The organism is Vescimonas coprocola, from assembly GCF_018408575.1.
GTDB classification, from domain to species: domain Bacteria; phylum Bacillota; class Clostridia; order Oscillospirales; family Oscillospiraceae; genus Vescimonas; species Vescimonas coprocola.
In genome coordinates this window covers 967,156-989,862 of the sequence record NZ_AP023418.1, presented here as the reverse complement: position 1 = coordinate 989,862, position 22,707 = coordinate 967,156, and the positions used below count along the sequence as shown (strand labels likewise).

General features: G+C 61.3%; 20 protein-coding genes. 10 read left to right on the top strand and 10 right to left on the bottom strand.

Annotated features, from left to right (window positions below; genetic code table 11):
• Positions 1–187: 187 nt before the first annotated feature.
• Together KJS28_RS04925 and KJS28_RS04920 are read right to left on the bottom strand one after the other, a co-directional pair.
• Positions 188–865 (bottom strand): DUF1287 domain-containing protein, encoded by a 678-nt coding sequence (locus tag KJS28_RS04925; RefSeq protein WP_213541967.1) that lies wholly within the window; start codon positions 863–865, stop codon positions 188–190.
• A 54-nt stretch (positions 866–919) separates the two neighbouring features.
• Complete coding sequence (locus KJS28_RS04920; protein ID WP_213541966.1) at positions 920–1,609, bottom strand: Crp/Fnr family transcriptional regulator; 690 nt, start codon at positions 1,607–1,609, stop codon at positions 920–922.
• 83 nt (positions 1,610–1,692) lie between these two features.
• Between KJS28_RS04920 and KJS28_RS04915 the strand changes: the two genes are divergently transcribed.
• On the top strand, positions 1,693–2,217 hold the full coding sequence (locus KJS28_RS04915; RefSeq protein ID WP_213541965.1) for an ECF transporter S component: 525 nt from the start codon (positions 1,693–1,695) through the stop codon (positions 2,215–2,217).
• Between the two features lie 112 nt (positions 2,218–2,329).
• Here the strand turns inward: KJS28_RS04915 and KJS28_RS04910 are convergent, their stop codons facing one another.
• Positions 2,330–3,775 (bottom strand): TrkH family potassium uptake protein, encoded by a 1,446-nt coding sequence (locus KJS28_RS04910; RefSeq protein WP_213541964.1) that lies wholly within the window; start codon positions 3,773–3,775, stop codon positions 2,330–2,332.
• Positions 3,776–4,200: 425 nt separating this feature from the next.
• On the opposite strand from KJS28_RS04910, the gene KJS28_RS04905 reads away from it, so the two are divergent.
• Together KJS28_RS04905 and KJS28_RS04900 are read left to right on the top strand one after the other, a co-directional pair.
• Positions 4,201–6,036: an NAD(P)-binding protein gene (locus tag KJS28_RS04905; RefSeq protein WP_213541963.1), complete on the top strand. Its 1,836-nt coding sequence runs from the start codon at positions 4,201–4,203 to the stop codon at positions 6,034–6,036.
• Positions 6,030–7,766: a [FeFe] hydrogenase, group A gene (locus KJS28_RS04900; protein WP_213541962.1), complete on the top strand. Its 1,737-nt coding sequence runs from the start codon at positions 6,030–6,032 to the stop codon at positions 7,764–7,766. Before KJS28_RS04905 ends, KJS28_RS04900 begins: the two co-directional genes overlap by 7 nt.
• A gap of 68 nt (positions 7,767–7,834) precedes the next feature.
• Here KJS28_RS04900 and yfcE read toward each other — a convergent pair whose 3' ends face one another.
• The 3 genes from yfcE to KJS28_RS04885 form a co-directional block, all read right to left on the bottom strand.
• On the bottom strand, positions 7,835–8,377 hold the full coding sequence (yfcE, locus tag KJS28_RS04895) for a phosphodiesterase (protein ID WP_213541961.1): 543 nt from the start codon (positions 8,375–8,377) through the stop codon (positions 7,835–7,837).
• 76 nt (positions 8,378–8,453) lie between these two features.
• Positions 8,454–9,764, bottom strand: coding sequence for a branched-chain amino acid transport system II carrier protein (gene brnQ / locus KJS28_RS04890; RefSeq protein ID WP_213541960.1), 1,311 nt, complete (start codon positions 9,762–9,764; stop codon positions 8,454–8,456).
• A gap of 362 nt (positions 9,765–10,126) precedes the next feature.
• The gene (locus KJS28_RS04885) at positions 10,127–10,600 is read right to left on the bottom strand and encodes a MerR family transcriptional regulator (RefSeq protein WP_213541959.1); all 474 of its coding nucleotides are present in this window, start codon (positions 10,598–10,600) and stop codon (positions 10,127–10,129) included.
• Between the two features lie 177 nt (positions 10,601–10,777).
• On the opposite strand from KJS28_RS04885, the gene KJS28_RS04880 reads away from it, so the two are divergent.
• The 5 genes from KJS28_RS04880 to KJS28_RS04860 all read left to right on the top strand — a co-directional run bounded on the left by KJS28_RS04880 (position 10,778) and on the right by KJS28_RS04860 (position 14,633).
• Positions 10,778–11,113 (top strand): carboxymuconolactone decarboxylase family protein, encoded by a 336-nt coding sequence (locus KJS28_RS04880; protein ID WP_213541958.1) that lies wholly within the window; start codon positions 10,778–10,780, stop codon positions 11,111–11,113.
• The gene (locus KJS28_RS04875; protein ID WP_213541957.1) at positions 11,110–11,979 is read left to right on the top strand and encodes an aldo/keto reductase; all 870 of its coding nucleotides are present in this window, start codon (positions 11,110–11,112) and stop codon (positions 11,977–11,979) included. Before KJS28_RS04880 ends, KJS28_RS04875 begins: the two co-directional genes overlap by 4 nt.
• A gap of 13 nt (positions 11,980–11,992) precedes the next feature.
• A complete protein-coding gene (locus tag KJS28_RS04870; protein WP_228298444.1) occupies positions 11,993–12,643 on the top strand; it encodes a flavodoxin in 651 nt (216 codons plus the stop codon).
• A gap of 118 nt (positions 12,644–12,761) precedes the next feature.
• Positions 12,762–13,247 (top strand): flavodoxin, encoded by a 486-nt coding sequence (locus KJS28_RS04865; RefSeq protein WP_213541955.1) that lies wholly within the window; start codon positions 12,762–12,764, stop codon positions 13,245–13,247.
• Between the two features lie 117 nt (positions 13,248–13,364).
• A complete protein-coding gene (locus KJS28_RS04860; RefSeq protein ID WP_213541954.1) occupies positions 13,365–14,633 on the top strand; it encodes a GNAT family N-acetyltransferase in 1,269 nt (422 codons plus the stop codon).
• A 102-nt stretch (positions 14,634–14,735) separates the two neighbouring features.
• On the opposite strand, the gene KJS28_RS04855 is transcribed toward KJS28_RS04860, so the two are convergent.
• From KJS28_RS04855 to gltX, 3 genes are read right to left on the bottom strand one after another with little or no spacing between them, the layout of a single operon-like run.
• Positions 14,736–16,841 carry a glutamine synthetase III family protein gene (locus tag KJS28_RS04855; RefSeq protein WP_213541953.1) on the bottom strand — a complete coding sequence of 702 codons (2,106 nt, stop codon included), beginning with the start codon at positions 16,839–16,841 and terminating at the stop codon, positions 14,736–14,738.
• Positions 16,842–16,880: 39 nt separating this feature from the next.
• On the bottom strand, positions 16,881–17,501 hold the full coding sequence (locus KJS28_RS04850; protein WP_213541952.1) for a stage II sporulation protein M: 621 nt from the start codon (positions 17,499–17,501) through the stop codon (positions 16,881–16,883).
• Positions 17,501–18,988: a glutamate--tRNA ligase gene (gene gltX / locus KJS28_RS04845; protein ID WP_213541951.1), complete on the bottom strand. Its 1,488-nt coding sequence runs from the start codon at positions 18,986–18,988 to the stop codon at positions 17,501–17,503. The genes KJS28_RS04850 and gltX overlap by 1 nt, the downstream gene beginning before the upstream one ends.
• A 241-nt stretch (positions 18,989–19,229) precedes the next feature.
• Here gltX and KJS28_RS04840 point away from each other — a divergent pair, with 241 nt between their 5' ends.
• Together KJS28_RS04840 and KJS28_RS04835 are read left to right on the top strand one after the other, a co-directional pair.
• Positions 19,230–19,730, top strand: a complete 501-nt coding sequence (locus KJS28_RS04840) for a pyridoxamine 5'-phosphate oxidase family protein (protein WP_213541950.1) — start codon at positions 19,230–19,232, stop codon at positions 19,728–19,730.
• 257 nt (positions 19,731–19,987) lie between these two features.
• Entirely contained in the window at positions 19,988–20,911 is a 924-nt protein-coding gene (locus KJS28_RS04835; protein ID WP_213541949.1) for a phosphatase PAP2 family protein, read from the top strand.
• 417 nt (positions 20,912–21,328) lie between these two features.
• Here the strand turns inward: KJS28_RS04835 and gdhA are convergent, their stop codons facing one another.
• Positions 21,329–22,681, bottom strand: a complete 1,353-nt coding sequence (gdhA, locus tag KJS28_RS04830) for an NADP-specific glutamate dehydrogenase (protein ID WP_213541948.1) — start codon at positions 22,679–22,681, stop codon at positions 21,329–21,331.
• Positions 22,682–22,707: the final 26 nt, after the last annotated feature.

The following is a 22,707-nucleotide window of genomic DNA, read 5'->3' as shown; positions in this document are numbered from 1 at the left end:
AGCTTCATACGGCCGCGGCCGGAAGCGTTTTAACATAAGGATACCCTCGGCTTTTCACGAGGGATACATAACATAGTATACCACAATTTTTTCTAAAAGCAATGACAAAGACATTACAGAGCGAAAAAATCTGACGGAAAATTTCGCTCCGCAATGTCTTTTTTGTCACCGTTTTGTTTTTTTCCCGTCAGCCCAGCCAGCGGAAATGTCCTGTCACCGTCATGCGGGGGATGTCGTTGCGCTCCACCGCCTCGTCGATGGGGTTTCCGTGGTGGATCAGGAAGGGGATACCCTGCCGGTTCCGCCGATCCGAGCACAGCCCGATATGGGCCCGGTCACCGAACACCACGATGTCCCCCGGCTGCCACTGCTGCCCATCCGACAGGCCGCAGGTCAGCACCTGCGCATGGCGGCGGAAGAAGGTATCCAAGGTGTTGACCCGGCGGAAGTCGATATTGGAGTCGGGGGTGGTGATGTGGGGATACGCCTCCGGACAGGCGGCGATGTCCGCATCCACCAGCGCCTTCAGGTCATAGCCTGCCGCCTGAAGGGCCTGCCAGATGACGTCGGTGCAGACCCCCAGTCCGTCATCGGGATAGCCTCCGGCGTAGTATTTGCTCTGATAGTGGGGATCCGTGGCGATGTAGGCCCGTGCGCCCAGCACCACATCCGTCCAGTCGTCCACGCCGTCGCCGTCGGCGTCGTTGGGGCTTTGCAGGTCCGTCAGTCCCAGCTGCTGGGCGGTGTAGGACCGCTGCGGTCCGAAGCGCCACAGGGTATATCCCGCTGCCGCCAGTACCGGGATCATCAGCAGCCACAGCCACCGAAAGCGCCGCCGTCTGCGGCCGGAGTATCGCTTTTCCATCCGTCATCCCTCCTTGTTGAGGAGAAGTATACCAGACGTCTGGCGAAAAATCCATTACATTTCCGTCACCGACAGCTGCTCCGGGGAAAAGTGCAGCCGGAAGGAATTGCGGTAGAACTCGATGAGCCCCTCCTGCTGGAGCCTGCTCAGCTCACGGGACAGGGCGCTGCGGTTCACCGCCAGATACGCCGCCATCTCCTCTCGGGACAGGGAGAGCCGGAAGCAGTCGGATCCCTGACGGCTGCGGCAGTCTTGCAAATACAGCAGCACCCGCCGCCGCAGGCTTGGCTCGGAGAGATAGGTGACCCGGTGCCGCATCTGCCAGAACTTCTGGGCCGATTCCCGCAGCAGATTCATTCGCAGCCGGGCATGGCCCTCACAGTGGCGCTCACAGCCCTCCATGATCCGCTCCAGCGGCAAAAACAGCACCTCCGCCCCCTCCGGGGAGAGCACCGATACCGGGCTTGCCTCGCCTGCTGCCATGAGCATTTCCCCGAACACGCCCCCGGCGGTGTGGCGGGCCACCAGCTGCATGGCCCCGTCCTCCCGGTACTGTACGGCGTCCACGGCCCCCTGTAGGACGATGCCCGCCTGCAGGACCGTGTCCCCGGCGTGCCAGAGGAACTCCCCCCGGCCATAGCGGCGCACGGAGCCGCCAAGGCACGTCAGCAGATGCCGCAGCTCCTCCGCCTCGATGCCGGAGAAGAGAATGGTTTGTTGTAACAGAGGGATGTCCGGCTGCATAGACGGCTCCTTTCGTTGCACGGGCAACGTAAGCCCAGCGATAGTGTGGTAAAATAGGGAAAAACTTCTGGAGGTATAAACCCATGAACAAGAAAACACTCTGGATCACGGAGACCGCCGTGATGATCGCCCTGCTGGTGGCGCTGCAGTGGGCCACCAAACCCTTGGGACAGTTCGTCACCGGCTCCTGCGTGAATCTGGTGCTGGGGGTATCGGTGCTGGTGGGTGGCCTGTGGTGCGGCCTGACGGTGGCGCTGGTGAGTCCCTTCTTCGCTTTTCTGCTGGGCATCGGCCCGGCGTTTCTGCCCATTGTCCCCATGGTGGCCGTCGGCAACATGGTGCTGGTGGTTATCCTGCACCTTCTGGCAAGCCGTGACAAGATCGCCGCACGTAGCTATCTGGCCGTGGCTGTAGGAGCCGTGACCAAGTTTCTGGCCCTGTGGCTGCTGATCGTGAAGCTGGTGCTGCCTACACTGGGACTAGCGGAAAAGCAGGTGGCGGCAATCTCTGCCAGCTTCTCTTGGCCCCAGCTGGTGACTGCCGCCATCGGCGGCGTGCTGGCCGTGACCATCGCCCCCCTGATCCGCAAGGCTCTGCGCTCCAAGTAAGAACGTATCAACCGTCTTTTAACGGAAAACAGCCTGCCGGTAACACCGGCAGGCTGTTTTTTGCTTGCCAAGATCGACGCTTGAAAGATCCTTAGATTTTCGGGCAGCGCTATTACCGCTCCCGCCACATCCGTGGGGAGAGCATCACCAGAATGGGCATCAGCTCCAGCCGCCCCAGCAGCATCAGCAGCGACATGACCACCTTGCTGAACCCGGAGAAGGGGCTGAAATTCCCCGCCGGGCCCAGACGGCCCAGCCCCGGTCCCACGTTGCCGAGACACGTCAGCACGGCGGTAAAGGACTCCGTAAAGCCCAGGTTGTCCCAAGCCAGAAGGGTGGCCCCACCCAGCAGCAGGATCATATACGCCACCATGTAGGCCGCCGCCGAGGAGACCACCCGGTCCTCCACCAGCTGTCCGTCCACGGTGATGACGGAGATATGCTTGGGGTGCAGGATCTTTTTGATCTCCCGGTGCAGCAGCTTTCCCAGCAGCAGGATGCGGGAGACCTTGATGCCGCCGGAGGTAGACCCGGCGCAGGCGCCGGTGAACATGAGGATCACCAGCAGCATCTGACCAAAGACCGGCCACTGGGCAAAGTCCGCCGTGGCGAAGCCGGTGGTGGTCACGGTGGACACGGCGTTGAAGACGGAATCCTTCAGCGCCCGACCCAGCGGAACGCTCTGCTGCACCATGAGACTGGCGGCGATAAGGCCGATGGATCCCAGCGTCAGCAGGGTATACAGCCGCAGCTCCTCGCTGTGCAGCGCCGCCCGGATGTGTCCCCGCAGGGAGATGAAGATCAAAGAGAAGTTGATGCCCGACAGGAACATGAAGATGGCCACGATCCATGTGATGGCCGGGGAGCCGAAGGCGGCAATGCTGGCGTTGCGGGTGGAGAAGCCACCGGTGGAGATGGTGGAAAAGGAGTGGAGCACAGCCTCGTAAAAGTCCATGCCTGCCAGACACAGGGCCACGATCTCTGCCGCCGTCAGACCAATGTAGATGCCATAGAGCACCTTGGCGGTGTCACTGACATGGGGCAGCAGTTTGCTCTTGATGGGACCGGGGCTTTCGGCCCGCATCAGGTGTACGGCCCCCGCCCCCGTCCGGGGCATCAGGGCCAGAAACAGCACCAGCACACCCATGCCGCCCATCCACTGGGTCAGCGCCCGCCAGAAGAGGATACCCCTTGGCATGGCCTCCACATCCGTCAGGATGGTGGCTCCGGTGGTGGTGAGGCCAGAGGCCGTCTCGAACAGGGCATCAGCATAGTGGGGGACAGCCCCGCTGAGGACGTAAGGCACCGCCCCGAACAGGCACAGCACGATCCACGCCATGGCCACCACCGCATAGCCGTCCCGGCCCTGCAGACGGTTCTTCCGGGCCGGGATGCGGGTGAGGATCAGCCCGCACAGGCTGCACAGCCCCAGCGTCCACAAAAACGGCTCCCAGCAGGCCTCACCATAGCCTGCGGACACCAGCAGCGGCAGCAGCAGGCACCCGGCTTCCACCCAGAGGGTATAGCCCATGATGTTCAGTATCAAACGAAAGTTCATGTCACTTGTCCTTTGCACATTCCGTAAATATTATAATAGGAAATAGCCGTATCGCAAATGGCCATAAGTATTCAAATTATATTCCCCCGGACTGTCCCTGTCAAGTCCGGCCCGATGCCCCCGCCGGAGAGGGGAGGGGACTGCGTGGGACGAAAATTTTTGCACAAAAAACATCGCCGCAGGAGGGCAGGACGCCCGGCCCCCATGAGGTGAAAAGCCATGTTCCATGGAAAAATCTCACAATTCTTGCGGAATTGTATACACTTTCGTGACTTTTTCAGAAAACTAATGATAATTTTTCACTGCAACAAAAGATTTTATCCCATTGACTTTGGCTGTGAATTATGTCATTCTTAACATAATTCAATCATATGCGCCGGAGAATGGGGCGCTATTCTCCGTGCCGACGAAAGGAGTGTCCTGCTTTGAGCAGACTGGATATCAAGACACCCAGCCGGGCCCAGACCGTGGTGGAAGGGCTTTACCGGGATATGGAGCGGCGCATTGCCGCCAGCCCTCCGGGCCTGTGTCCGGTGGATATGTCCCTGTCGTTTCTGCAGCTGTGCCATGCACAGACCTGCGGCAAATGTGTCCCCTGCCGGATCGGGCTGGGGCAGCTGACGCTGCTGATCAATCAGGTGCTGGACGGCGAGGCTACCATGGAGACCATTGCCATCATCGAAAAGACCGCCCGCAGTATCGTCAACACCGCCGACTGTGCCATCGGCCGTGACGCCGCCCGTCTGGTGGTGGAGGGGCTGGAGGGCTTCCGGGATGACTACGAGGAGCACGTGAAGCACAACCGCTGTCTGGCGGGCCTGCAAAATCCCGTTCCCTGTGTGGCACTGTGTCCCGCCGGCGTGGATATCCCCGGCTACATGGCGCTGGTAGGGGAGGGTCGCTGCGCTGATGCAGTGCGCCTGATCCGCAAGGACAATCCCTTCCCCACGGCCTGCGCCTATATCTGCGAGCATCCCTGCGAGGCCCGCTGCCGCCGGAATATGGTGGACGATGCCATCAATATCCGTGGCCTGAAGCGCTATGCCGTGGACCACGCCGGGGTGGTACCCCAGCCGGAGTGCGCTCCCGCCACCGGCAAGAAGGTGGCCATCATCGGCGGAGGCCCCAGCGGTCTCAGCTGCGCCTACTACTTGGCCCTTATGGGTCACGGGGTCACGGTGTACGAGGAGCGGGAGCAGCTGGGCGGTATGCTGCGCTACGGCATCCCCAGCTACCGCTTCCCCCGTGAGAAGCTGGACGCCGAGATCGAATCCATTCTGTCTCTTGGCATTGAGGTACATACCGGCGTCACCGTGGGCCGGGATATCTGGCTGGAGAAGCTGGAGCAGGAGTATGACTGCATCTACATCGCCATCGGCGCTCATCAGGATAAAAAGACCGGCATCCCCGGCGAGAACAGTAAGAACGTCATCTCCGCCGTGGAGATGCTGCGTGCCATCGGCGACAACGAGATGCCGGATTTCACCGGCAAGCAGGTGGTGGTCATCGGCGGCGGCAACGTGGCCATGGACGTCACCCGCAGCTCCATCCGACTGGGGGCCGACAAGGTCACCTGCGTCTATCGCCGCCGTCAGGCGGACATGACGGCGCTGCCGGACGAGATCACCGGTGCGCTGGCGGAGGGAGCCGAGCTGATGACGCTGGCCGCTCCCGTCCGCATCGAGGCCGATGAGGACGGCGCCGCCAAGGCCCTGTGGGTCCAGCCCCAGATCATCGGGGAGGTGGACAAGGCAGGGCGTCCCCGTCCCGGCAAGGCGGCGCTGGAGGAGGTCCGCATCCCGGCGGATGTCATCGTGGTGGCCATTGGACAGGGCGTCGAGATCCAGGGCTTCGATCAGGCCGGCGTCCCCATCCAGCGGGGTGCCTTTGTGGCGGGCCTGTCGGGGCAGGTGCGGGATATGGACAGCGTGTTCGCCGGCGGCGACTGCGTTACCGGCCCTGCCACTGCCATCCGGGCCATTGCCGCCGGCAAGGTGGCAGCCGCCAACATCGACGAGCATCTGGGCTTCCGCCACGAGATTACCGTGGACGTGGAGATTCCCAGCCCCAAGCTGAACAACTCGCCCCCCCACGGGCGCATCGATACCACCGAGCGGGAGGCCTGTGAGCGCAAGCGCGACTTCGAGGATATCGAGTGCGGCTTGACCCAAGAGGGGGCCTGCGCCGAGGCAGGCCGCTGCCTGCGGTGCGACCACTTCGGCTACGGAATTTTCAGAGGAGGTCGAAACGAAAAATGGTAACATTGACCATCGACAATCGGACCGTTACCGTGCCGGAGGGTACCACCATTCTGGAGGCCGCCCGCACCGCACGCATCGAGATCCCCACCATGTGCTATCTCAAGGAGATCAACGAAATCGGTGCCTGCCGCCTGTGCATCGTGGAGGTGGAGGGGCAGGAGCGCCTGATCCCCTCCTGCAACAACGTGGTGGCCGAGGGCATGGTGATCCATACCCACTCTCCCCGTGTGCGGGAGGCCCGCCGGGTGAATCTCCGGCTGCTACTGAGCCAGCATGAGATCCGCTGCACCAAGTGTACCCGCAGCGGCAACTGCCGTCTTCAGCAGCTGGCCAACGACTATAACCTGCTGGGGGAGCACTACATCAAGGACCTGCGGAATATCCCCACGGATTTCAGCAACCCCGTGGTGCGGATCGAGAACCGCTGCGTCCGCTGTATGCGCTGTGTCCAGATCTGCGATAAGGTCCAGGGGATGCACGTCTGGGATCTGATGGGTACCGGTTCCCACACCACCATCGGCGTGGGGAAGTACCGCACCCTGGGGGAGTCCGACTGCACCTTCTGCGGCCAGTGCGTGGTCCACTGTCCCGTGGGTGGCCTGCAGGAGCACGATGACACCGGCAAGGTGTTCGATGCTCTGGCCGACCCCAATAAGATCACCGTGGTGCAGATGGCCCCCGCCGTCCGGGTGGCCTGGGCAGAGTACTACCATCTGACGCCGGAGTTCGCCTCGGCGGAGCGCATGGTCACCGCCCTGAAGCAGATGGGCTTTGACTACGTGTTTGATACCAACTTTACTGCCGACCTCACCATTATGGAGGAGGGCAGTGAGTTCGTGGACCGCTTTACCCATCGGGAGCGGTACACGTGGCCCATGTTCACCTCCTGCTGTCCCGGCTGGGTGCGGTTCCTGAAGGGCCAGTTCCCGGATTATACCGACAATCTCTCCACTGCCAAGAGTCCCCAGCAGATGTTCGGCGCTCTGGCCAAGAGCTACTTTGCCGAGAAGATCGGTGTGGACCCCAAGCGCATTTTCGTGGTGTCCATCATGCCCTGCACCGCCAAAAAGAGCGAGGCGGCCCTGCCTACCATGCGGACCGTCAGCGACGATCCCGATGTGGATGTGGTGCTGACCACCCGTGAGATCGTGCGGATGTTCCGGGGCGAGCAGATCAACCCCGCCACCATGGAGGAGACTCCCTTCGACAGTCCGCTGGGTACCGGTACCGGTGCGGCGGTGATCTTCGGTGCCTCCGGCGGTGTGATGGACGCCGCCCTCCGCAGCGCCTATTATCTGGTCACCGGCTCCAATCCCGACCCTGATGCCTTCAGCGCCATCCGTGGCGTGAAGGGTTGGAAGGAGGCCACCTTCACCATTCCGAAGGAGGGCGACCTCTCCGTGGCGGTGGTCAGCGGCCTCTCCAACGCCCGCCAACTGATGACCGATCTGGAGGAGGGAAGGGTCCACTACGATTTCGTGGAGGTCATGGCCTGTCCCGGCGGCTGTGCCGGCGGCGGCGGGCAACCCATCCACGACGGCACGGAGATGGCCGAGGCCCGTGGAAATGTCCTGTGGAACATCGATAAGAAGTCCCCGGTGCGGTTCTCCCACGAGAACCCGGAAATTCAGACCCTGTACCGGGAGTACCTGCGTGCGCCTCTCAGCGGCCGTTCGCACCATCTGCTCCATACGGATCACGAGGGCTGGAAAATGCCCAACCAGAAGTAAGACATAAAAAGAGGACTCTGAGCCATCGGCTCAGAGTCCTCTTTTTTATGCAGCGTCAAGCAGCACCGTCATCCACGGGGCTGGAAGGGCTGACCCGTCACCACGTCCAGCCATGTGAACTGTCCGCCCTCCAGCACCATACAGCTGTGGGGGCTGTTCTCCTTGGGCAGGGCTGCGGAGCCGGGATTCAGATAGGTGTAACGGCCGCAGTCCCGGCGCACCGGCACATGGAAGTGTCCGCACAACAGGATATCTCCCTGCCGCAGGGGCGGTGGCGTGTCCGGCCCGTGGATGTGGCCATGGGTGGCGTGGATGGTGAGGCCGTCCAGCACCAGCAGGGCGGAGTCGGAGAGAATGGGGAAGTGGAGAACCATCTGGTCCACCTCGGCGTCGCAGTTGCCCCGCACGCACAGCAGCTCGTCCGCCATGTCGTTGAGCATCTTGGCCACGGCGGGCGGTTCATAGCCCTCCGGCAGCGGGTTTCGTGGGCCGTGGTACAGCAGGTCTCCCAGCAGCACCAGCCGCTGGCAGCCGGTATCCCGATAGAGCTTTAGCAGCCGCCGGGTGTAGGCGGCGGAGCCGTGGAGGTCGGAGGCGATCATCAGTTTCATGAGAAAAACTCCTTTCGGTGGAGAATATGTCTCATTCTACCAGCCTTGGAGGAGAAGGGCAAGCTTTTTCTGCCCCTTACGCCCGTTCCCGCCGCACAAGACCCAGCAGCAGGCTCACTGCCAGCATCACCGCCGCCACATTGACCCAGCAGAAGCCCATATCGTACAGGGGCAGCTTCCGGCAAAGCTCCGTCACAGCGCCCAGCGACAGCTGTGCGGCATCCAACGCATAGATGACGCTGACGGTTCCGGTGCCCGCCACCACCAGAGAGTAGACCCAACGATTCTTGACCCACAGGCTGTGGGTCAGCCCCAGCAGGATCAGCACAATGGCCACGGGGTAGATGGCGTTGAGAATGGGGATGGAGATGCTGAGGATGGCGTTCAGTCCCAGATTGCACACCAAAAAGGAGAAGCCCGTCATCACCAGCACCCACTGGCGGTAGGAGAGCTTTCCGAAAAGGGTGGAGAAATACTGGGAGATGGAGTTGATAAGCCCCACGCAGGTGGTGAGACAGGCCAGCGTGAAGATGGCCGCCAGCAGCACGGCTCCCGGTGCGCCGAACAGCTGGTAGACGATGCACCGCAGGGTCCATGCGCCGTTTTCCTGAATGGCATAGACTCCGGAGCTGCACATCCCCATGTAGGACAGCATGGCATACACCAGCGCCAGAATGGTTCCGGCGAAGATACCTGCCAGAACGGTGTGGCGCATCCGATCGCGCTTTTCCGTCATGCCGAAGGAACCCAGCGTGGTAGCAATGACCAATCCGAAGTTCAGGGCGGCGATGGTGTCCATGGTCTGGTAGCCCTCGGAAAAGCCCTTCAGGAAGGGGGCGGCGTCATAGGCCGTCTGGGACGGGGCCACGTTCACCTCTCCCCGGAACAGAAAGCAAACGAACAGGAACACCAGCAGCACCAGCAGACTGGGGGTCAGGAAGTGGCCGATGCGGTTCACCAGCTTTCCCGGCGTCATGCACAGCCATAGGGCCACCAGAAAGAACGCCAGCGAGTACACCAGCATCCACACGGTGGTATTGGCGCCCTCCGGCAGATAGGGGGCCACCGCCATCTCGAAGGGGACAGAGGCAGCACGGGGGATACCCAGACCGGGCCCGATGGAGAGATAGATCAGCAGGGTAAAGACGATGGCGAAGCGCTTGCCCACCTGTTGCCCCAACCGGTCCAGCCCGTCGAAGCGGGCTACCACTACCACACCCAGCACCGGCAGCACCACCGCCGTGGCCAGAAAGCCCAGCATGGCCGGCAGGGTGTGGCTTCCGGCGTTCTGCCCCAGAAAGGGCGGGAAGATCAGATTCCCCGCTCCGAAGAACAGGGAAAACAGCATAAAGCTCACCAGCAGCATTTTGTTCCTACTCAGTTTCATGTCGATACTCCTTGTTTTTTTCAAAATTTCCGCAAAAAAAGACCCGTCCCAAATTCCTTTGAGACGAGTCTTGCTATACAATACCCGCGGTACCACTCAAATTGCACGACGAAAAACGTCCTGCCACTTCAGGCTCCATCAAGCCCTATGCACTCACGTAGCCTACACGGAGTCTCCTACTGACAGATGCGTTGGGGGACTCGGCTCGGAAGGGATAAGAGTTCTGGCGCTGTCCGCCGGGCTTCCACCGTCCCCGGCTCTCTATGCGACGTGCTGCCAGCTCCGTCTTCGTCATCGCTTTTGATGTTCACTTGTCACGGACATCATACCATCCCGTAAAGAGCTTGTCAAGAGGGAAAATCTCACGCCGACGCATCGTCCTTCACCGGCTCCTCGCCGTGAAGCTCCCGCCGGATGGCCCGGAAGCGCTGGGGGACCTCCTCCTCCGCCATGCGGATGGGGACGTCCGTGGTGCCGGCGGCCTGCGCCGTCTCGTAAAACCAGCACTTGTATTCCACCGTCTCCAGCGTGTGCTGCATCTCCCGGATCTGATCCAGCAGAACCTGCCGCTGGTGGTGGAACATCTGCAGCCGGGTGTCGATGGTGTCGTCTCCCTGCATGGCCAGCTGGATGTATTGCCGGATGTCACGGATGGACATCCCGGCCTTTTTCATGCACCCGATGACCTGCAGCCACTCGAAGTCCGACTCCCGGAACAGACGGATTCCGCCGGAGGAGCGCTCCACAAAGGGCAGCAGCCCCTCCTTGTCATAGTAGCGCAGCGTGGATGCCGGGATATCCAGCAGCTTCGCCATTTCACCCACGGTATAGACCATTTTCCAATTCCTCCGAAAAAATTTTGCAAAACCCCTTGACTTAAAGTGTACTTTCAGTTTTAGAGTATAGATAAGCTTTAAGAGCATCATACAGCGTAGGAGCGTTACTGTCAAGACTCCGTTTCTCGGAGCCGGTCAGCGACGAAGCATACAGCAAACTGTAAGGAGGAGAGCCATATGGCAGTCAAACAGACGGCGGGGCGGGACGCCCTGGGGGAGTTCGCCCCGAAATTCGCAGAGATCAATGACGATGTCCTGTTCGGTCAGGTATGGAGTCGAGAGGACAGGCTATCCCTGCGGGATCGCTCGCTGGTGACGGTGGTGGCCCTGATGGCGCAGGGCTTGACGGATGAATCCTTCCGCTACCACCTGCTCAGCGCTAAGAAAAACGGTATCACCCGTGAGGAGGTCGCAGAGATCGTCACCCATGCGGCCTTTTATTGCGGCTGGCCCAAGGCGTGGGCGGTGTTCCGCATGGCCAAGGGGATCTGGACGGAGGAGGATGCGAAATGATTTTGCAGGAGACCTATACGCTGGCAAACGGTATAGCCATCCCCAAGCTGGGGCTTGGCACATGGTTCATTGACAACAACAAGGCGGCGCAGGCCGTCCGCACGGCGGTGGAGCTGGGTTACCGGCTCATCGATACGGCTCAGGCCTACGGCAACGAGCAGGGCGTGGGCAAGGGCATCCGCACCTGCGGCCTGAAGCGGGAGGAGCTGTTCGTGGCCAGTAAGGTGGCGGCGGAGCACAAGACCTATGAGGACGCCGCCCGCTCCATTGACGAGACGCTGGAGAAAATGGGCCTGACGTATCTGGACCAGATGCTCATCCACTCTCCCCAGCCGTGGAGGGAGTTCCGGGCCGAAAAGCGGTATTTTCAGGAGAACAGGGCCGTCTGGCGTGCGCTGGAGGATGCTCAGGCAGCGGGAAAGGTGCGGGTCATCGGTGTCTCCAATTTTCTGCGGGACGATCTGGAGAACCTGCTGACCGGCTGCCGGGTGCGTCCGGCAGTGAACCAGCTGCTGCTGCACATCGCCGGTACGGACCTGCCCTTGCTGGACTACTGCACCCGGCAGGACATCCGAGTGGAGGCCTATTCCCCCATCGCCCACGGCGAGGCCCTGAAAAATCCGGCCATCACCGCCATGGCGGAGCAATACGGCGTTTCCGTGCCGCAGCTGTGCATCCGCTATGTCCTGCAGCTGGGAGCGGTGGCCCTGCCCAAGACGGCGGACCCCGGCCATATGCGCTCCAACGCCGCCGTGGACTTTGCCATCTCCCCGGAGGACATGGAGACGCTGCGGAGCATGGAGCACCTGACGGATTACGGCGATTACAATGGATTTCCGGTGTTCAGCGGTAAGCCGTTGGCGTGAAAGGAGAAGAATGATGCGTAAACTGAAAAAATGGAGCTGCCTGCTGCTGGCTCTGCTGATGCTGCCGGCGCTGGCCGCCTGCGGAAAGAAGCAGCAGCCCGACAGCGATGCCTCGCAGAACGAGGTGCAGGACGCCGATACCCCACAGGATAGCACCCCCACCGAGGAGCAGACCAAGGTGCTGGTGGTGTATTTCTCCGCCACCGGCAGCACCAAGGCTGTGGCGGGATACATCGCCGAGACACTGGGAGCCGATACCTTTGAGCTGACACCGCAGGAGCCCTATCTGGCGGCGGATCTGGACTACAACAACAGCGAGAGCCGGGCCTGTCGGGAGCATGAGAATGTCTCTCTGCAAGATGTGGCTCTCACCTCCGCCACCGTGGAGCACTGGGAACAATACAGCACGGTGTTTGTGGGCTATCCCATCTGGTGGGGCGGCAGCGCATGGCCTGTCAACGGATTTGTGAAGGCAAATAACTTCACAGGGAAGACGGTGATCCCCTTCTGTACCTCCGCCTCCTCCGCCCTCGGCCAGAGCGGGGAGACGCTGGCTCAGCTGGCCGGCACCGGCGACTGGCAGGAGGGCCAGCGCTTCGGCAGCAGCGCCGCCCGGAGCGACGTGGCGGACTGGCTGACGGGGCTGGGCTTCACTGTCCGATAAGCACCCATTTCCGGGAAAAGTGCCTTGCATCCGCCGCCCTCGGCTGATACAATGGGGGGAGAGTGGGATGTCCCGCCGCCCGGAGCGATCCCGGAGAAATGTTGAAAGGAGCATACACATGAGCAAAATTCTGGTTGCCTATTTTTCTGCCAGCGGCGAAACGGCCCGTCTGGCCAAGACACTGGCGGATGTCACCGGCGGCGATCTCTTCGAAATTCGTCCCCAGACGGCCTACACTGCAGCCGATCTGGACTGGAACAACGCCAAAAGCCGCAGCAGCGTGGAGATGAACGACCCCAAGAGCCGCCCGGCCATGGCGGAGACCCCTCGGTTGGCGGGGTATGACACGGTGTTCGTGGGCTTTCCCATCTGGTGGTATCAGGCGCCCCGCATCATCCAGACCTTTCTGGAGAGCGCCGATTTCTCTGGAAAGACCGTGATTCCCTTCGCTACCTCCGGCGGCAGCGGTATGGGCAAGACCGTGGAGCTCCTGCGATCCTCCTGCGCCCCCCGATACCCGCTGGAACGAGGGCAAGCGCCTGTCCAGCCATGCCTCCGCACAGGAGGTCTCTGCGTGGACGAAGAGCCTGTCCCTGTAAAGTAGTTTCCCTTGAAAGCCTATCCGCCTGAGCAGATGGGCTTTTTTCTTACCCATCGTTGACGGAACCGGCAAAACACGGTACAATAGCTTCATCTGATCATGTGAAAGGAGCCCGCCGCCATGGAACACACCAACCGCACCATCCGCCCCTTGACCCAGCAGGATCTGGAGGCCTATCTGGACATCTACCTCAACGCCTACCCGGCCTATAAAACGCTGGACGAAGCGTGCCGGGAGCACTACCGGGAGAAGCACCGTCTGGAGCTGCGGGAGGACCGTCAGGTGCAGACGGTGGGCCTGTTTGAAGGGGACGTACTCATTGCCACCATGAAGCTGATCCTCTTTTCCATGAACTGCTTCGGCCGGATGCAGACGGCCTGCGGCCTGATGGCGCTGGAGGTGCACCCCCTCCATAAAAAGCAGGGGGCGGCGCTGGAGATGATCCGCTACTTCGAGGACTACGCCCGTCGCCACGGCGCTCTGCTGACGCTGCTGCTGCCCTTCCAGATCTCCTTTTACCGCCGCATGGGCTATGGCTTTGCGGGGAAGCTCTACGAGTACCATCTGCCCACCGCCGTGCTGCCCAAGCCCGACGGAGAGGCCCGCCGCCATCTGCGCCTGCTGCAGCCGGAGGACTTTGACCGGGTGCTGGCCTGTCACAGCCGCTTCGCCGCCCAAAACCACGGCATGGTGGAGAAGTTCGAGGAGGAGGTTCGGGCAGCCCGCACGGATGTTCAGGTGCGCCGCATCGGCTACTGCGCCGACGACGGGACGCTGCAGGGCTATGTGGCCTATCGCTTTGAGAGCGCCAGCGACACCAACTACACCCGCAACCGCCTGTCGGTGGAGGAACTGGTGTACGACGACGGCGCTGTCCTCCGGGCGCTGCTGGGAGCGCTGAAGCTGCAGGAGGATCTGGCCCAGACGGTGCTCCTCCGCACCGGAGAGGAGGACTTCCACCACCTGCTGGAGGATCCGCAGGACGTCTCCGGCAACTACATCGACTACGGCTTCCTGCAAACCAACGTCTCCGCCATAGGCACCATGTTCAAGATTCTGGACCCGGCGGCCTTCGTGACCGCCACCGCCTATCGCACCCTCCCGCAGGGGACGCTGACAGCGGCCTTCTGCTACCGTGATGAGCTGGCCCACCGGGACTGCCGCACGGTGCTGCGCTTCGACGGCGGCCGCTGGTCCGCCCTCCCGGAGGAAGCACCCGCCGAGGTAACGGTGACGTGCCGGCAGGGGGATCTGGCATCCCTGCTGATGGCCTCCTGCGGATTGGAGAGCATGGTGCGGCTGGGAGCCGTCGCCGTCACCGGCCCTTGGCAGCAGCTGGCGCAGCTTCTTCACTACGGCCAGAAGCCGTGGCTGAACTCCGACTATTGATCCCTCCGTTTAGTTTACTCAGCCGTCTGGCTCACCCCGCCGGTTGACGAAAAAGAGAGTGTGTTCCATCCGGAACACACTCTCTTTTCGTATCGGGTATCATTACACGGAGAACAGGATGTCTGCATAGGTGGGATAGGGCCAGTAGTCGGCCCCCACCAGCGGCTCCATGCGGTCGATGATGCTCCGCATCTCCTCCAGCCGGGAGGCCACCTGATCCCGGTAGTACCGGGCGGCGTCGATGCCGGCATCGGCGGCGGGAGCGGCCTCCAGCGCCCGGCTCATAGCCTGGCAGGCGTCCAGCAGGTCGCCGCTGAGGGCGTCCAGCTGCGCCACCAGATAGTTCTCCACCCGGCAGGGAGTGGCCATCTCCGCCTGCCGCTTCCTCACAACGCCCTTGGCCAGATCGCCGGTGTAGCGGGTGACGGCGGGCAGGATGCCCCGCAGGGTCATATCCCGCAGGGTAGCGGCCTCAATGGCCGTGACCTTGCAGTAATTCTCCAGATGGATCTCATACCGGGCGTGCATCTCCTCCGGCGTCAGGATGCCGAAGCGGGAAAACAGCGCCACATTCTTCTCGTCGATGTAGGCGGGCATACAGTCCACGGTGTCCCGCAGATTGCTCAGCCCCCGGCGCTTGGCCTCCTGTACCCAGTCGTCGTCGTAGCCGTTACCGTCGAAGATAATGCGCTGGTGATCCCGGAAGGTATCCCGCAGCAGCTCCTGCAGGGCCTGATGGAAGCTCTCCGCCCGCTCCAGCCGGTCGGCAAACTGCTTCAGTTCGTCGGCCATGATGGTGTTGAGCACCACATTGGGGCTGGCGATGGACTGGGAGGAGCCCAACATCCGGAACTCGAACTTGTTGCCGGTAAAGGCCAGCGGGGAGGTGCGGTTGCGGTCGGTGGTATCCTGCGGCAGCTCCGGCAGGGTGTCCACGCCGATCTCCAGCTTCTTCTTGGTGATGTCCACATAGGCCGTGCCGTCGATGATGGAGCGGAGGATGGCCGTCAGCTCGTCGCCAAGGAAGATAGACACAATGGCGGGAGGCGCCTCGTTGCCGCCCAGCCGGTGATCGTTGCCGGGATAGGACACGCAGCAGCGCAGCATCTCCTGATACTCGTCCACGCCCTTGATAAAGGCCGCCAGAAACAGCAGAAACTGGGCGTTCTGACTGGGGGTACGTCCGGGCTTGAGGAGGTTCTCACCGGTATCCGTGGCCAGCGACCAGTTGTCGTGCTTGCCGCTGCCGTTGACCCCGGCAAAGGGCTTTTCGTGAAGCAGGCACACCAGATCGTGGCGGTCGGCCACCTTCTTCAGAAACTCCATGGTCAACTGATTGTGGTCGCAGGCGCTGTTGGCGTCGGAGTACACCGGGGCGATCTCGTGCTGGGCGGGCGCCACCTCGTTGTGCTCCGTCTTGGCCAGCACGCCCACCTGCCACAGCTCCTGATCCAGCTCGTGCATAAAGGCCGCCACACGGGGCTTGATGGCGCCGTAGTAGTGGTCGTCCAGCTCCTGCCCCTTGGGAGGCTTGGCACCGAACAGCGTGCGGCCGCAGAGCATCAGATCCTCCCGGCGGCGATACATGGATTTGTCAATGAGGAAGTATTCCTGTTCCGGCCCCACCTGAGCGGTAACGTGCTGCACCGTGGTGTTGCCGAACAGCCGCAGGATGCGGACGGCCTGCGTATCCAGCTGCTTCATGGAGCGCAGCAGAGGCGTCTTTTTATCCAGCGTCTCGCCGCCGTAGGAGCAGAAGATGGTGGGGATATACAGGGTCTGATCCTTGATGAAGGCATAGGACGTGGGATCCCACGCCGTATAACCACGGGCCTCGAAGGTGGCCCGCAGACCGCCGGAGGGGAAGCTGGAGGCGTCCGCCTCACCCTGCGACAGTTCCTTGCCGGACAGCTCCATCAAAATGGTGCCGGGGACGTTGGGGGCGATGAAGCTGTCGTGCTTCTCGGCGGTAAAGCCCGTCATGGGCTGGAACCAGTGGGTGTAGTGGGTAGCGCCCTTTTCGATGGCCCAGTCCTTCATGGCGGCGGCGATCTCGTCGGCGATGGAGCGATCCAGAGAAGTTCCTTGGATCAGGCACTGCTGCCATGCGTCATAGACCCGTTCCGGCAGACGCTGTCGCATCTGAGCCTGGCTGAATACCATGCTGCCAAAAAGCTCCGGGATGCTTCGTACATTCTTCTCGTTCATGTGATGCTCCTTTCGCCGCACGCTGCGGCACTAAAGTTTTTACAGAAACAGCTTCAAAAGCTGCGGTGTCACATAGGCCTCTATCACCGCCGCTGCCATCAGCAGTGGGATGATGTGCATGACGAACAGGCGCAGCAGATCCTTCATCAGGGGACCCATAACGCCCTTTTCGTTGTGCCGGACGTAGTCTGTGACCTTGCGGCAGAGATAGATGCCGCTGCTGAGGGCCAGGATCAGGGCCGGCAACTCGAAAATGCCGTGGGGGACGATGCCCGCAAAATACGCCAGCAGGGAGATGCCGTTGTTGACGTACACCCCGGCAAACAGCCCCAGCAGCAGGGAGTTGATGCCGATGGACAGGGCCGGGAGATAGATAAAGGGGATAAAGCCGTAGGCGATGCTGAACACCGTCGCCCGGACGTTGTTGCCGAACAGCGCCAGCACATCCACCCGGCCGGTGGTGTCCATGATGCCCAGCTCCGCCATCTGCTGGGCGAACTGCAGGAACAGCTGGTCTGCCAGATCCGGCAGCAGCAGGCTGCCGGCAAAGCCCAGCGGGATCAGTGCGCCGAAGGCGATGGCGGTGATGCGGAGGGAGTAGCGGTACTCCGTGCGGTAAAATCCGTGCAGCCGGGTGCGCTGCTGTTCCAGCCAGTCCATCATGCCCCCAGCATGGCGAGACCGGCGTTCAGGCGGCGCAGCGTCTCATCTTTGCCCAGAATGCGGCAGATCTCCACGGCTCCGCCGGGGGTCACCAGCTTACCGGCGGCGGCGATGCGGACAGGCCACATGAGGGTGGCGTTCTTCACCTCCAGCCGCTGCGCCAGATCAACCAGTGCGTCGTGAATGGCCTCGTCCGTCCACTCCGTCAGGCCCTCCAGCACGGGGATGACCGCCTCCAGCATGGCACGGGAGACGTCGGGGTTGGTCTTGGATTTCTTATTGGTATAGTAGTCCACGGGATACTCCGGCAGGGCATCGAAGAAGTCCACCTTCTCCGGGATGTCCGTGAGCTTCTCGCACCGGGCCTGCAAAAGAGCGGCGATGGCGGCGGTGTCGAATCGGGGGTCTGTCACCGTCTGGCGGATGTAGGGCTCGGCGGCCTTGGCGAAGGCCTCCGGGGCCATGCCCCGCAGATAGACGGCGTTGAAGTGATCCAGCTTCTGCCGGTCGAAAATGGCGGGAGACTTGGAGATGCCCGTCATGTCAAAGGCCTTCACCAACTCCGGCAGGGTGAACAGCTCCTGTTCCGCCAACTCCCCCTTGGGGCTCCAGCCCAGCAGGGCCACATAGTTGAGGATGGCCTCGGTGAGATAGCCCTCCGCCTTCAGATCCTCATAGGAGGGATCGCCGTGGCGCTTGGACATCTTGTTCTGAGCGTCCCGCATGACGGGGGAGCAGTGAACATAGGTGGGGACCTCCCAGCCGAAGGCCTCATACAGCAGGTTATACTTTGGGGCGGAGGCCAGATACTCGCTGCCCCGCACCACATGGGTGATGCCCATCAGGTGGTCGTCGATGACGTTGGCGAAGTTATAGGTGGGCAGACCGTCCCGCTTCAGCAGCACCTGATCGTCCAGCGTGCTGTTGTCCACGGTGATGTCCCCGAAAATGGCGTCGTGGAAGGTGGTGGTTCCGGCGGGGATACGCTGGCGGATGACGTAGGGCAGACCTGCCTCCAGCTTTTCCTGCACCTGCTGGGCCGTCAACTCCCGGCAGGGATCGGCGGCCCGGTCAAATTCCCCGGAATCCTCCTCAGACTCCGTCTTTTCGCAGAAGCAGTAGTAGGCGCCGCCCTTTTCCACCAGCAGCCGGGCGTACTTTCCGTAGGTGTCCCGGCGCTGGGACTGGATATAGGGGGCCACGGGGCCGCCTACGTCCGGGCCCTCGTCATGGGTCAGGCCGCACTCGGCCATGGTGCGGTAGATGACATCCACAGCGCCCTCCACCTGACGGCTCTGGTCGGTGTCCTCGATCCGCAGGATAAACGTGCCGTCGTGGCTGCGGGCGATGAGCCAGGTGTACAGCGCCGTCCGCAGATTGCCCACGTGCATATAGCCGGTGGGGGAGGGGGCGAACCGGGTGCGGACCTTTCCGTGGGGGATCTTGGCCTCCATTTCCTCGAAATAGCTGTGATCCAGTGTCATGGGCTTGTCCTCCTAATATCGATTCATCACGTTGCAAAAATTTTCACCCATATATTATATTTCACCTCCGGGAAAAGTCAAGAATGTTTGTTGCATTTCTATGGGAATCATGGTACCATCCATAGGATAGACCATATCACTTGAATATGTCTGATATTTTCCCCGCATATCCGCTTGGCTGCTGGTCAAGAGAGCGGGGTAAAACAGGGTGGCCCGGCCGCCTGATAAGGAGGAAAAAGCAATGCTGCGAAAGGATCGGGAGCGGGATGCCGCCTTTGCCTGGGAGGTATTCCAGAAGGCTCCCTATGCCACCCTGTCTCTGACGGATGAGGTGGGGAAGCCCTACGCCATCCCCATCTCCCCGGTGGTGGATGAGGCGTACCATGTAGTGTATTTCCACTGCGCCGGTCACGGCGAGAAGTGGGAGCTGCTGGCGAAAAACCCGCCGGTATGCCTGTCGGCAGTCTCCTATGCGGCGGCCATCCCCAACGAGTTCTCCATGGCCTATGCCTCGGCGGTGCTTCATGGCCGTGCGGAGGTGGTCACCGATGAAGCGGAGCAGGTGAAGGCCATGCTGCTGCTGTGTACCGCCTATGACCCCAAGGGCATGGGCCGGTTCAGCGAGTATATGGAAAAATATATGTCGGCCACCCGTGTGGTGAGGATCGTACCGGAGACGGTGACGGGAAAGAGCTACGCCGCCCCGGAGAAGGAGTCCCACGGCTGCGGCGGCCACCACTAAAAGAGGGCGGTTGGAAAGCAGACGATCGGGGAACAGCTGTCGGAGAAAGAAATGACGGAAAAGTCAGACAGCTGAGGAAGGGCAGCTGCTGCCCTTCTCGGTAGCCTTGTCGGAAGAAAGAATCGGAGGAGGATTGTTTGGAAGAAGAAAATGCAGTTTTCTGATCGAGACAAATAATCTGGACAAAATTCCAACTGATATCGGACAGATATAGGACGAAATTTCTGTCAGAGATCAGGACAAAAGGAGACGGAAAAGTGGACATTTTATATGCGCTGGAAAAAATTCGAACGCCCTTTTGGAACGGCGTCATGAGTGCCGTGACCCAACTGGGCGGCGAGGTGATCTTCATTGTGGCGGCGGTGGTGGTGTTCTGGTGCGTCAGCAAATGGGAGGGGTACTATCTGATGACCATCGCTTTCTGCGGCACGGTGCTGAACCAGTTTCTGAAGCTGATCTGCCGGGTGCCGAGGCCGTGGGTGCGGGACCCCAACTTTACCATTGTGGAGAGCGCACGGGCGGAGGCCACGGGGTACTCCTTCCCCAGCGGCCATACCCAGAACGCCATAGGGCTCTTCGGCGGCATGGCCCTGTGGGGCGGCCGCCGGTGGGTGCGGCTGGGGCTGACGGCACTGGCGCTGATCATCGCCTTTTCCCGGATGTATCTGGGGGTACATACCCCGGCGGACGTGGGGGTGTCGTTGGTACTGGCGGCGGCGCTGGTGCTGGGACTGTATCCCCTGATGCGGCGGGCGCAGGAAAAGCCCCGATACATGGGCTATGTGCTGGCTGCCATGCTGGTGGTCAGCGGGGCCTTTGTGGTGTTCGTGGAGGCCTGCGGCTTTCCGGCGGATATGGATGCGGAGAATCTGGCCAGCGGCATCGGCAATGCATGGAAGATGCTGGGCGCTGTGGCGGGTATGACGTTGGCTTGGCTGCTGGATCGGCGGTATATTCACTTCGAGACGCAGGCCGTCTGGTGGGTGCAGGTACTCAAGGTGGTCGTGGGCATGGCGCTGCTGCTGGCCATCAAGAGCGGCCTGAAGGCTCCGCTGCTGGCGCTATTGGGCCATGAGGGGTTGGCCGGCGGCGTGCGGTACTTCCTGCTGGTGCTGGTGGCGGGAGCCGTCTGGCCGCTGGTATTCCGCCCTATGAGTAAGTGGGGAAAAGGGAAAAAGTGAGAAAATAAAACAGCTGTAAGGTAGAGCTACCTTACAGCCGTTTTTCTTGTGAAGAAATATATTTCTCGATGACTCCGGAGGTTCGATTGCCCTGAAATGGGCAATTTTGCTGGCGGAACCAATCAAGGGACACGGAGCAGAAACCACTGAATTTTATTTCCTTGCGATTTTCGACCCGTAAACGGGAAACTTGTGTTCTGTTTACACGGATTCTCCCTATTAAGGCATCTGCTTGCACAAACTCCTCGATCAAGACATCTGCTTGCGGCTCACTTGGCTGCTCGTCGATGGAAGGGAAAGCTTTCAGGGAGTACCTTCGCCGACAGGGCTGGTGGTTTCCGCATCCAAAGAAAAAACATCCCCGGCGCAGCTGTACCGGGGATGCTTTTTTATGGGTGAATAGGGGGAAGGGACGGCTTAGAAGCAGCCCTGCGCCATCATGGCTTCCGCCACCTTCTTGAAGCCTGCGATATTGGCACCGGCCACCAGATCGTAGCCCAGACCGTATTCCTCAGCGGCCTCGGCAGACACCTGATGGATGGTCTTCATCATCTTATGCAGCTGGGCATCCACCTCCTCGGCGGTCCAGACCAGACGCTCGGAGTTCTGTGCCATCTCCAGAGCGGAGACGCCCACGCCGCCGGCATTGACGGCCTTGGAGGGGGCCACGATCATATGCTTCTGGGCCCGCAGGAAGTTCAAAGCGTCATTGGTGGTGGGCATATTGGCTACCTCGATGTAGTACTTCACGCCGGAGGCGGCGATCTTTTCGGCAGAATCCATGCGGACGTCGTTCTGCATGGCGGAGGGCATATTCACATCCACATCCTTGGCCCCCCAATGCTTGGCACCGGCCACGAACTCGCAGCCAAAGCGGTCGGCATAGGGCTTGCAGTGCATGGGATCCTTGGCACGCATTTCCAGAATGAAGTTCAGCTTCTCCTCGGTGTTAATGCCGTCGGGGTCGTGGACATAGCCGTCGGGGCCGGACATATAGGTGACCTTGGCGCCCAGCTCAGCGGCCTTCTTCATGATGCCCCATGCCACGTTGCCGTAGCCGGACAGGGCGATGCGCTTGCCTTCGATGGTGTCGCCCTCGTGCTTGAGGACCTCCTGCAGATAGTAGACAGCGCCGTAGCCGGTGGCCTCCGGACGGATCAGGGAGCCGCCGTAGCTGAGGCCCTTGCCGGTGAGGACGCCGTTCTCCCAAGCGCCCTTCAGGCGGCGATACTGACCGAACAGGTAGCCGATCTCACGGCCGCCCACGCCCATGTCGCCGGCGGGGACGTCCACGTCCGGCCCAATGTAGCGGTACAGAGCCGTCATGAAGCTCTGGCAGAAGCGCATGACCTCGGCGTCGGACTTGCCGGCGGGATCGAAATCGGAGCCACCCTTGGCGCCGCCGATGGGCAGGCCCGTCAGGCTGTTTTTGAAGGTCTGCTCGAAGCCCAGGAACTTGATGATGCCCTCGTAGACGTTCTTCTGGAACCGCAGGCCGCCCTTGTAGGGGCCGATGGCCCCGTTGAACTGGCAGCGCCAGCCACGGTTGGTATGCCACTGGCCATTGTCGTCACACCACACCACCCGGAAGGTGAACATACGCTCGGGCTCCACCATACGGCCCAGCAGATCTACCTTCTCATACTCAGGGTGCTTTTCGATGACCGGCTCGATGGAGGAGAAAACCTCCTCTACGGTCTGCACGAACTCCGGCTCGTTGCCGTGCTTTGTCCGAACGTTTTCCAAAACACTGGCCAGATATGCGTTCATAATTTGTTCCTCCTAAATCCTTGTTC